General features: G+C 65.1%; 12 protein-coding genes, 1 tRNA gene and 2 pseudogenes. All 15 read left to right on the forward strand.

All coding sequences use genetic code 11. From position 1 onward, the window contains the following. Positions 1-33 precede the first annotated feature (33 nt). A pseudogene (locus Q0L89_RS08985) lies at positions 34-216 on the forward strand (DUF3394 domain-containing protein); the annotation flags it as partial. Positions 217-230: 14 nt separating this feature from the next. After that, positions 231-680: a universal stress protein gene (locus Q0L89_RS08990; RefSeq protein ID WP_296764048.1), complete on the forward strand. Its 450-nt coding sequence runs from the start codon at positions 231-233 to the stop codon at positions 678-680. 49 nt (positions 681-729) lie between these two features. Then, on the forward strand, positions 730-2,040 hold the full coding sequence (hisD, locus tag Q0L89_RS08995) for a histidinol dehydrogenase (protein ID WP_296764051.1): 1,311 nt from the start codon (positions 730-732) through the stop codon (positions 2,038-2,040). Next, positions 2,037-2,696 (forward strand): hypothetical protein, encoded by a 660-nt coding sequence (locus tag Q0L89_RS09000; RefSeq protein ID WP_296764054.1) that lies wholly within the window; start codon positions 2,037-2,039, stop codon positions 2,694-2,696. Before hisD ends, Q0L89_RS09000 begins: the two co-directional genes overlap by 4 nt. A gap of 109 nt (positions 2,697-2,805) precedes the next feature. Beyond that, complete coding sequence (locus Q0L89_RS09005; protein WP_296764056.1) at positions 2,806-3,288, forward strand: UPF0262 family protein; 483 nt, start codon at positions 2,806-2,808, stop codon at positions 3,286-3,288. 4 nt (positions 3,289-3,292) lie between these two features. Continuing rightward, entirely contained in the window at positions 3,293-3,766 is a 474-nt protein-coding gene (locus Q0L89_RS09010; protein ID WP_296764059.1) for a low molecular weight phosphatase family protein, read from the forward strand. Between the two features lie 20 nt (positions 3,767-3,786). Next, positions 3,787-3,882 (forward strand): annotated as a pseudogene (locus Q0L89_RS09015) (GNAT family N-acetyltransferase); the annotation flags it as partial. A 102-nt stretch (positions 3,883-3,984) separates the two neighbouring features. Continuing rightward, positions 3,985-4,878, forward strand: a complete 894-nt coding sequence (locus tag Q0L89_RS09020; protein WP_296764062.1) for a carbon-nitrogen hydrolase family protein — start codon at positions 3,985-3,987, stop codon at positions 4,876-4,878. 70 nt (positions 4,879-4,948) lie between these two features. Continuing rightward, positions 4,949-5,167: a translation initiation factor IF-1 gene (gene infA / locus Q0L89_RS09025; RefSeq protein WP_005978431.1), complete on the forward strand. Its 219-nt coding sequence runs from the start codon at positions 4,949-4,951 to the stop codon at positions 5,165-5,167. Beyond that, complete coding sequence (locus Q0L89_RS09030) at positions 5,168-5,743, forward strand: nucleoside triphosphate pyrophosphatase (protein WP_296764066.1); 576 nt, start codon at positions 5,168-5,170, stop codon at positions 5,741-5,743. It begins immediately after the preceding gene. Continuing rightward, the gene (locus Q0L89_RS09035) at positions 5,740-6,762 is read left to right on the forward strand and encodes a ribonuclease E/G (RefSeq protein ID WP_296764068.1); all 1,023 of its coding nucleotides are present in this window, start codon (positions 5,740-5,742) and stop codon (positions 6,760-6,762) included. Before Q0L89_RS09030 ends, Q0L89_RS09035 begins: the two co-directional genes overlap by 4 nt. After that, the gene (gene yacG, locus Q0L89_RS09040) at positions 6,759-6,941 is read left to right on the forward strand and encodes a DNA gyrase inhibitor YacG (protein ID WP_296764071.1); all 183 of its coding nucleotides are present in this window, start codon (positions 6,759-6,761) and stop codon (positions 6,939-6,941) included. The genes Q0L89_RS09035 and yacG overlap by 4 nt, the downstream gene beginning before the upstream one ends. A 76-nt stretch (positions 6,942-7,017) precedes the next feature. After that, positions 7,018-7,092, forward strand: a tRNA-Phe gene (locus Q0L89_RS09045). A gap of 150 nt (positions 7,093-7,242) precedes the next feature. Next, the gene (locus tag Q0L89_RS09050) at positions 7,243-8,451 is read left to right on the forward strand and encodes an integrase arm-type DNA-binding domain-containing protein (RefSeq protein WP_296764073.1); all 1,209 of its coding nucleotides are present in this window, start codon (positions 7,243-7,245) and stop codon (positions 8,449-8,451) included. Beyond that, positions 8,448-8,948: a hypothetical protein gene (locus Q0L89_RS09055; protein ID WP_296764076.1), complete on the forward strand. Its 501-nt coding sequence runs from the start codon at positions 8,448-8,450 to the stop codon at positions 8,946-8,948. The genes Q0L89_RS09050 and Q0L89_RS09055 overlap by 4 nt, the downstream gene beginning before the upstream one ends. Positions 8,949-9,032 lie beyond the last annotated feature (84 nt).

The following is a 9,032-nucleotide window of genomic DNA, read 5'->3' on the forward strand; positions in this document are numbered from 1 at the left end:
CGGAGATGTGTATAAGAGACAGAGCTTGACCAGCCGATGTTCGGCACCCCGATCGAAAGCGCCCTGTCGGGGTTCGATTTCTATGGCGATACGCCGGTGCGCATCACCGAGATCAAGGTGCCCGCCGACCAGCCCCCGCAGGAGCTGCTTTTCATCCCGGCGCTGCTGCTGCTGGGCGGGGTCGCCTTCCTGCAACACCTGCGGCTACGCAAGTAAAAGGGAGTGCCCGCATGAGCAGCCAGATCCTGTGCGCAATCGACGTCAACCAGCCCGACACCGATGCCGAGGTGCTGCGCATCGCTCACAAGATGGCCCGAATGGACGAAGCGCATCTGGACGTCATCACCGTGGTGCCCGACTTCGGGATGAGCGTCGTCGGCGGCTATTTCGACCCCGATTTCCACGACAAGGCCGTGGCGCGGGCGCGCGAATTGCTCGACGACTTCGTGCGTGACACGATCGGGGACGCGGCCAACGAGGGCGTGCGCCATATCGTTGCCACCGGCAAGGCCTATGAAGAGATCCTGCACGCCGCGCGCGAGGCCGGCAGCGATCTGATCGTCATCGGCTCGCACCGGCCGGAGTTGCGTGACTACCTGCTGGGCCCCAACGCCGCGCGCGTGGTGCGCCACTCGGATTGCTCGGTCTACGTGGTCCGCCCGGCCGATCAGAAGGCTTGAGGCGCGCGGCGCCGCCCGCTATGTCCCGCGGGTGAAACCCGGAGGGACCATGCCCCAGATACTCGACGCCGCGCAGCCCGACTTCGACGCCGCTTTCGCCGCGCTCTTGGGTGCCAAGCGCGAGGACAGCACCGACGTGGATGACATCGTCGCGCGCATCATCGCCGACGTTCGCGCCCGCGGCGATGCCGCGCTGATCGAGCTGACCGAACGGTTCGACCGGCTGCGGCTGAGTGCAGACCGCCTTGCCTTTACCGCGGCCGAAGTCGATGCCGAGATCGCCGCAGTGCCCCCGGCCGAGCGCGCGGCGCTGGAACTGGCGGCCGAGCGCATCCGCGCCTACCACGCCCGCCAGATGCCCGAGGACCAAAGCTGGACCGACCCGGAAGGCGCCACGCTGGGCTGGCGCTGGACGCCGGTCGCGGCGGCGGGTCTTTACGTGCCGGGCGGGCTGGCCTCGTACCCGTCGTCGGTGCTGATGAACGCGATCCCCGCCCGCGTGGCCGGGGTCGAACGGCTGGCGATTGCGGTGCCCACGCCCGATGGCCGGGTCAACCCGCTGGTGCTGCTGGCCGCGCGGCTGGCCGGGGTGGACGAGATTTACCGCATCGGCGGCGCGCAGGCGATCGCCGCGCTGGCCTACGGGACCGAGACGATCCCGCCGGTGGACAAGATCACCGGCCCCGGCAACGCATTCGTCGCGGCGGCGAAGCGGCGGGTGTTCGGCCGCGTCGGTATCGACATGATCGCCGGGCCGTCCGAGATACTGGTCGTGGCAGACGCCGACAACGACCCCGACTGGCTGGCGCTGGACCTGCTGGCGCAGGCCGAGCACGACGAAAGCGCGCAATCCATTTTGATTACCGACGACCCCGCGCTGGCCCGCGCCGTCGCGGCCGCGGTCGCCAAGCGGCTGGAAACGCTGGCCCGGCGCGACATCGCCGCGGCCAGTTGGCGCGATTTCGGCGCCATCATCACGGTGCCCGACATGACCCGCGCCGCGGAGCTGGCCAACCGCATCGCGCCCGAACACCTGGAGTTGTGCGTGGCCGACGCCGACGCGCTGTCCGAGCGCATCAGGCACGCGGGCGCGATCTTCCTCGGGCATTGGACGCCCGAGGCCATCGGCGACTATGTCGGCGGGCCGAACCATGTGCTGCCCACGTCGCGTTCGGCGCGGTTTTCGTCGGGATTGTCGGTGATGGATTTTCTCAAGCGCACGACGCTGGCGCGCATGACGCCTGCATCGCTGGCGGCCATCGGCCCGGCGGCCGAAACGCTGGCGGTGTCGGAAAGCCTTGAGGCGCATGGCCTGAGCGTGCGTGCGCGACTGGACAAGCTGAACGAAGGGGAGCGATGAAGCGGGACGAATTGAAGCAATCTCCGGCCATCGTCGCCGGCGCCCTGGCGCTGGCGGCCGGGGTATTCTGCCTGGTTTACGCGCTGCTTCTGGACGGTCCCACGCCGATGCGGCAGGCGTTGATGTGCGGCGCGCTGGTTCTGATGGCCTTTGACGTTCTGATCGGCACGGCGGCCATGCGTGGGCCGCGCCGGCCGGATAACCCGGTGCTGCTGGTGCATGCGTTCTACATCGGCTGGGCCTTCATGGCCGCCGCCGTTCTGATCGCGTGGCAGGGGCCGGCGCATGCGCCGGCGCTGATCCTGCAATGGGCCGGGGGTGGACTGCTAATCGGGTTGATCGTGGCGTTACTGCCGCACCGGCAGGCGCTGGTTCATCTGCCCGGTGTCGACGATCCCGCGCGGCGCATTACCCGCGACCGGCGTGGCCGGATGCTGTTTTTCGGCTGGCCCTTCCTGTCGGTGCTGCTGCTTGCCGGGCCGCTGCTGGACAAGCCCGGTGCGGGGGCGGACCTGCGGTCGCTGGCGCTGCCGCTGGTGATCGTGCCGTTCCTGCTGTCGCCGGTACGCGGCGAGGTCGGGTTCTGGTCGCCGCTGGCGCGGCGCCTGCGGGTGATCGCGGTGGCGATCATCGCGGTGGCGCTGTTCCTGGTTTGAGCGCCGCGCGGCGGCTTGTGCTGCGTGTGCGATTGTGCCGTCGCGCCATCGCGGCTATCCATGGCGGACGGCCCCGAAAGCCCCCGGACGACCAAAGCGAAGGCATCCCATGACGGCCCGCATCAGCCATATCGACCTTGACGACCGCAACCTGCCGCCGCCGACCCCCGAGATCGAGCAGGAACGCAAGGTTGCCATCTACGACCTGCTGGAAGACAACAGCTTTGCCCTGCCGGCGCGCGATGGGCAGGAGGTGCCCGATGGCCCGTACCGGCTGGGCCTGTCGATCCGAGAGCGCCGCCTGGTCTTTGACATCGACACCGACACGCAGGATCACGTGGCAGAGTTCCACCTGTCGCTGTCGCCTTTCCGCCAGGTGGTCAAGGACTACTGGGCGATCTGCGAAAGCTACTTCAACGCCGTCAAGACCATGCCGCCCAGCCAGATCGAGACGATCGACATGGCCCGTCGCGGCATCCACAACGAGGGCGCGCGCATCCTGCAGGAGCGGCTGGAAGGCAAGGCCGAGGTCGACGACGACACCGCCCGGCGCCTGTTCACCCTGATATGCGTTCTGCATTACGGGGGCTGATCGGGTGGTCGATGCGCTTCCCCAGTCGGTTCTGTTTTGCTGCGACCACAACGCGGTGCGCTCGCCCATGGCCGAGGGCATCATGAAGAAGTTCTACGGCACCGACTCCTATGTGCAGTCGGTGGGCGTGACCGACGACCTGGACATCGACGGCTTTTCCATCGCGGTGTGCAAGGAAATCGGGGTCGAGCTGTCGCGCCACCGCACCCGCAGCTTCGACGAGATGGAACAATGGGGCGACGACCTGTCCTCGTTCGACCTGATCGTGGCCCTGTCACCCGCCAGCCAGCGCCGCGCGCTGGAATTGACGCGGTACTTTCATCTCGAAGTGGAATACTGGCCGATCATGGACCCGTCGGGCCTTGGCGAGACGCGCGAGGCCAAGCTGGACGCCTATCGTCAGACCCGCGACCAGATCGTTGCACAACTGATTCGCAAATGGGGCCCGCCCCGCGCCGAGGAGGAGGCGCAGCGATGAGTCCCATCACCCGGATCGAGCCGGCGCCGGGCGCCATCGCACGGTTCGCCTGGAAGGATCTGGACCAGCCTGCCGAGACCGAGAAGCCGCTGCAATTCTGGATGCGCATGCTGTGACGCTGCGATCCGGCGCAGGGCCGGGGCGGTTGCCCTTGCGGGTTGCGCGGGGGCGGGGATAGGGTGCGCGCGACCGATGCGCCACAGTCACGGATGACCGCCATGCAGATCGCCACCGCCACCTATCCGCTCGACTGGTTTTCGCACTGGTCCGATTACGAGACCAAGCTGACACGCTGGGTCGCCGATGCCGCGGGGCAGGGGGCCGACCTGCTGGTGTTTCCCGAATACGGCGCGATGGAACTGGCCAGTCTCGCGGGGGCGCAGGCGGCGGGCGATCCGCAGCAATCAATCACCGCGGTGTCAGGGCGCATCGAGGACGCCAATGCCCTGCATAGCACCCTTGCCACGCGGTTCGGCGTGCATATCCTGGGCGGATCGGCCCCGGTGCGGGACGGGCAAAGCGTTGTGAACCGGGCTTTTTTCTTTGCTCCAGACGGAGCGCAGGCCTACCAGGACAAGCAGATCATGACCCCGTACGAGCGCGACGAATGGGGCATCACCGGCGGCGGGCCGTTGCGGGTCTTCGACACCGCGTTGGGACGGATCGGGGTGCTGATATGCTATGACGGCGAATTTCCCCTGCTGGCACGCAGCCTGGCCGAGGCCGGCGCGGAATTGATCCTGGTGCCCAGTTGCACCGAGGCGTTGGAAGGCTACTGGCGCGTGCGGATCGGGGCCATGGCCCGGGCGCTGGAAAACCAGTGCGTCACGGTGATCGCGTCTCTCACGGGCGCCGCGCCGCGGCTCTACTCGGTCGAGGAAAACACCGGTCGCGGTGGCGTGTTCGGCCCGCCCGACCGCGGCTTCCCACCCACCGGCGTGATTGCCGAGGGCACCCATGACGCGCCCGGCTGGACGCTGGCCGGGGTCGATCGCGCGGCGATCGCCGCGGTGCGCGCGGACGGCAACGTGCTCAACCTCGTGCACTGGGCCGAACAGGCTCCGCGCTTCGCCCATGTCGAACGGACACTGCTACGCCAAGATTCCCCTTGAAAAGAGGTGCGAACAGGCTCATTTATCGCCCGTCCCGCGCGTTGGCGGGGCGCATTCCGAAGGAGAGACCATGGCCAAGGAAGATACGCTCGAATTCCCCGGTGTCGTGAAGGAACTCCTGCCGAATGCGACGTTCCGGGTCGAGCTTGAAAACGGCCATGAGATCATCGCGCACACGGCAGGCAAGATGCGCAAGAACCGCATCCGGGTTCTTGCCGGCGACAAGGTGCAGGTCGAGATGACCCCCTATGATCTGACCAAGGGTCGGATCAACTACCGCTTCAAGTAAATGCCGTTGATCCTCGGGTCGGCCAGCCCGCGCCGCAAGCAGTTGCTGGCGCAGATCGGTGTCGTGCCCGACGTGACCTGCCCCCCCGACATCGACGAGGCCCCGCAGCCGCGCGAGTTGCCGCGCGCCTATTGCCAGCGCATCGCCCGCCAGAAGGCCGAAGCGGTTGCGGCAGGGCATGACGACGTGGTGTTGTGTGCCGACACCACCGTTGCGCTTGGCCGCCGCATCCTGGGCAAACCCGCCGATGCGGGCGAGGCGGCGCAGTTCCTGCTGGCGCTGTCGGGACGGCGTCACAAGGTGATCACCGCCGTCGCGGTGCGCCGGGGCGGGCAATTGTGGCAACGCGACGTTGTCACCACGGTACGGATGAAGCGACTGTCGGACGCCGAACTCAACGCCTACCTCGCCAGCGGCGACTGGCAGGGAAAGGCCGGCGGCTATGGCATTCAGGGCATGGCCGGGGCATTCATCCCGTGGATCAACGGCTCGTTCACCGCCGTTGTCGGCCTGCCGCTGGCCGAGGCGGCGGCGCTGTTGCAGGCGGCCGGTCACCCGGTCTGGGGGCAGGGATGAAGGGACGGCAGATCATACTCGACCACATTGGCGGGCGCGAGGCGGCGGCGCTGATGGTCGATGGTCGTCTCGACGATCTGCTGATCGCGTCGGACGCGCCGCGCCCCGGCGCCATCTACCGGGCCCGCGCCGACCGCCCGGTCAAGGGCATGGGCGGCATGTTCCTGACCACGCCCGACGGCCCGGCCTTTGTGCGGCAGGTGCGCGGCATCTCGCCCGGCCAGCCGATGCTGGTGCAGGTAACCGGCCATGCGGAGCCGGGCAAGGCAATCCCGGTCACGTCCAGGCTGCTGTTCAAGAGCCGCTACGCCATCGTCACGCCAGACGCCCCCGGCCTGAACATCAGCCGCCGCATCCGCGACGACGATCTGCGCGACAGCTTGCTGGCAGTCGCGCACCAGATGATGGACGGCCGCGACATGGGCGTCATCCTGCGTTCGTCCTGCGCCGACGCCGATGCGGGCGACATCGCCGAGGACATCACCGCGATGGCCGATCTGGCAGAGGCGGTGACGGCGGATACCGACGGGGCGCCCGAACTGCTGGTTGCCGGCGACGCCCCGCACGCGCTGGCCTGGCGTGATTGGAGCGCCCCCGCCGACGTGGTGACCGACCCCGGCTGCTTTGACAGCCACGGCGTGCTGGACGCGATCGAGGCGCTGCAATCGCCGCGCGCGGACCTGCCCGGCAAGGCCGCGCTTTATGTCGAGGCAACGCACGCTCTCGTCGCCGTGGACGTGAACACCGGCGCCGACACCACGCTGGCGGCGGGGCTCAAGGCCAACATCGCCGCGGCGCGTGACCTGCCGCGCCAGTTGCGGCTGCGCGGGCTGGGCGGGATGATCTTGATCGACCCCGCGCCAATGCCCAAGAAGGAACGCCGCGTGTTCGAGGATGCGTTGCGTGCCGCTTTTCGCGCCGATGCGACCGAGACCGCGCTTGCCGGCTGGACGCCCCTGGGCAATTTCGAATTGCAGCGCCAGCGCCAGCGCCAGCCACTGACGGAGCTACTGCCATGAGCTGCCCGATCTGCGCCGCCCCGTCCGACCCGCGATACCGGCCGTTCTGTAGCAAGCGCTGCGCGGACGTGGACCTGGCCAAGTGGCTGCGGGGCGGCTATGCGGTGCCTTCGGAAGAACCCGAGGATGTCGAAGAAGCCCTCGAAGCGGTCGAGCAAGCCCTTCGAAAACCCCAATAGTTTTTTGTAGAACCCTCTGGACAGCCCCCCAAGGCTCGCCTAGAACACGCCCACCCGAAGGAAAGCCTTCACCCGTGCCCGGGTAGCTCAGGGGTAGAGCAGTGGATTGAAAATCCTCGTGTCGGTGGTTCGATTCCGCCCCCGGGCACCACTACAACCTCCACGATAGTCCGAGTCAGTCCTAAACATCTGTATAATCAATGATTTCACCCATTGGTTGTCCAGCGTGTTCCACGTTTGTCCGCCTCAAGCCGAAAAACTTGGGGGTAGAATTCGGGGTGCGAAAATGGTATCAAATCGCATGCCTTTGACCGATATCGCCCTGAAAAAGCTGAAACCTTTGGATCGCGCTTACAAGAAGGCCGACGCAAATGGCCTGTTCATTTGGGTAAAACCAAATGGATCGAAACATTGGCACTTCAAATACCGTTTCATGGGTAAAGAAAAGTTGATGTCATACGGGCCTTACCCATTGATTTCATTGCGAGATGCGCGAGACAAGCGCGATCGAGACAAGAAGCTTCTATTGGAAGGGATTGATCCGGGCTCAGTCAAGAAAGAGCGCAAGCTAGCTGCCGAGATCGCTGCACGTGGCCGCTTTGAGGTCTTGGCGGAGGAACTTCTGGATAAGAACAGGCGTGAAGGAAAAGCCGAGCAAACAATCAAGAAAAAGTCTTGGTTGCTCGATATGGCGAACGAAAAGCTGGGCGAGCGACCGATCATGGAGATCACACCCAGTGAGGTTCTGGCCGTGCTCAAGAAGCAGGAGAAGGCTGGAAATCTGGAGACTGCCAGTCGCCTGCGTTCTACTATCGGCGAGGTGTTTCGCTACGCCATTGCAACGGGTGTCACCGCGAACGATCCGACGGCTTCATTGAAGGGCGCGCTGGTTCGCAAGCGCGTCAAGTCTCGGGCCGCCATAACAGACAAAACGCAGCTTGGAAGGTTGTTGATCTCCGTCGAGGAATACAGCGGCTACCGAGTGGTAAAGCTAGGGCTCCGGCTGCTCGCGATCCTTCATGTGCGCCCCGGCGAATTGCGCTTGGCCAAGTGGGACGAGTTCGATCTGGACCACGGCAGATGGACCATTCCGGAAGAGCGCATGAAGTCCAGGCTGGAACACGTTGCGCCGTTGCCAACTCAGGCCGTGCAGTTGCTCGAAGAGTTGAAAACGCTGTCACACCCTGACGCGATGGTTCTACCGTCCCAGAGCCTGAAGGTGAAACCTCTGAGCGAGAACACCTTCAATCAAGCGCTGCGCAAAATGGGGTTCTCAAAGGAAGAGATGACGGCCCACGGGTTCAGGGCCACGTTCTCGTCTCTTGCAAATGAAAGCGGCCTTTGGAACCCTGACGCGATCGAACGGGCTTTGGCCCATATTGAAGGCAACGAGGTGCGTCGTGCCTATGCGCGGGGGGCGTTCTGGGACGAACGCGTAGAGATGGCGCAGTGGTGGGCCGACCTGCTTGATGACCTGCAACGGGGTGCAACAAGCGGACAGGGAGATTGACCAAAGTGAGTGAAGAGCCCGACATTTGCGTCGATGTGGATAGATGGGCGCGCGCCAAATACTGGACTTGGCTAGAAGCCGAATACCTCTTGGTCGGTCTTGATCCTTGGAAAATCGAAAAGATTGATCCGGGTGTTAATCTGGACCTGAAAAACGATAAGCGACGCGCTGCCCGTGACGCCCTGCAGTTTCACTTTCGCACCGAAGATGTGCCTTCCAAAGTTTCGCCAACAGAGGCTCTAGAGGTAGCATATCGCGCTCGTATTGAAGCGCCCGAGGCGCTTGCTGAGGCTGTCATGGCTTTCGCGGAAGATGATGCGCAGAAGCTTGATCGGCTTACTTCGGGTGAGAGCAACAAATACAACAAACTCCGAAAAATGTTGTTTGCTATTGCTGTGGTGAAATTCGGCTATCGTCCAAACGCTGACAGGCAAGGGGCAGTGTACCGGGGCCCGGTTTTGAGACAGCGCGTTGCGCTGGTTAGGCCGCCATCTTAACCCCCGTGGCGGCTTCGGGTTCAAGGGCTTTTTGTTCAGCCCTGATCTGATCGGGTGTCTTGTACCCGTGGCGCTGCCGGAGCC

This window comes from Sediminimonas sp. (assembly GCF_024637375.1).
GTDB lineage: Bacteria > Pseudomonadota > Alphaproteobacteria > Rhodobacterales > Rhodobacteraceae > Sediminimonas.

Coding starts and splice junctions, on each gene's coding strand:
- Q0L89_RS09000 (WP_296764054.1), top strand. CDS start 2,037: ATGAAGCGGGACGAATTGAAGCAATCTCCGGCCATCGTCGCCGGCGCC.
- hisD (WP_296764051.1), top strand. CDS start 730: ATGCCCCAGATACTCGACGCCGCGCAGCCCGACTTCGACGCCGCTTTC.
- Q0L89_RS09005 (WP_296764056.1), top strand. CDS start 2,806: ATGACGGCCCGCATCAGCCATATCGACCTTGACGACCGCAACCTGCCG.
- Q0L89_RS09030 (WP_296764066.1), top strand. CDS start 5,168: ATGCCGTTGATCCTCGGGTCGGCCAGCCCGCGCCGCAAGCAGTTGCTG.
- yacG (WP_296764071.1), top strand. CDS start 6,759: ATGAGCTGCCCGATCTGCGCCGCCCCGTCCGACCCGCGATACCGGCCG.
- Q0L89_RS09035 (WP_296764068.1), top strand. CDS start 5,740: ATGAAGGGACGGCAGATCATACTCGACCACATTGGCGGGCGCGAGGCG.
- infA (WP_005978431.1), top strand. CDS start 4,949: ATGGCCAAGGAAGATACGCTCGAATTCCCCGGTGTCGTGAAGGAACTC.
- Q0L89_RS09020 (WP_296764062.1), top strand. CDS start 3,985: ATGCAGATCGCCACCGCCACCTATCCGCTCGACTGGTTTTCGCACTGG.
- Q0L89_RS09050 (WP_296764073.1), top strand. CDS start 7,243: ATGCCTTTGACCGATATCGCCCTGAAAAAGCTGAAACCTTTGGATCGC.
- Q0L89_RS08990 (WP_296764048.1), top strand. CDS start 231: ATGAGCAGCCAGATCCTGTGCGCAATCGACGTCAACCAGCCCGACACC.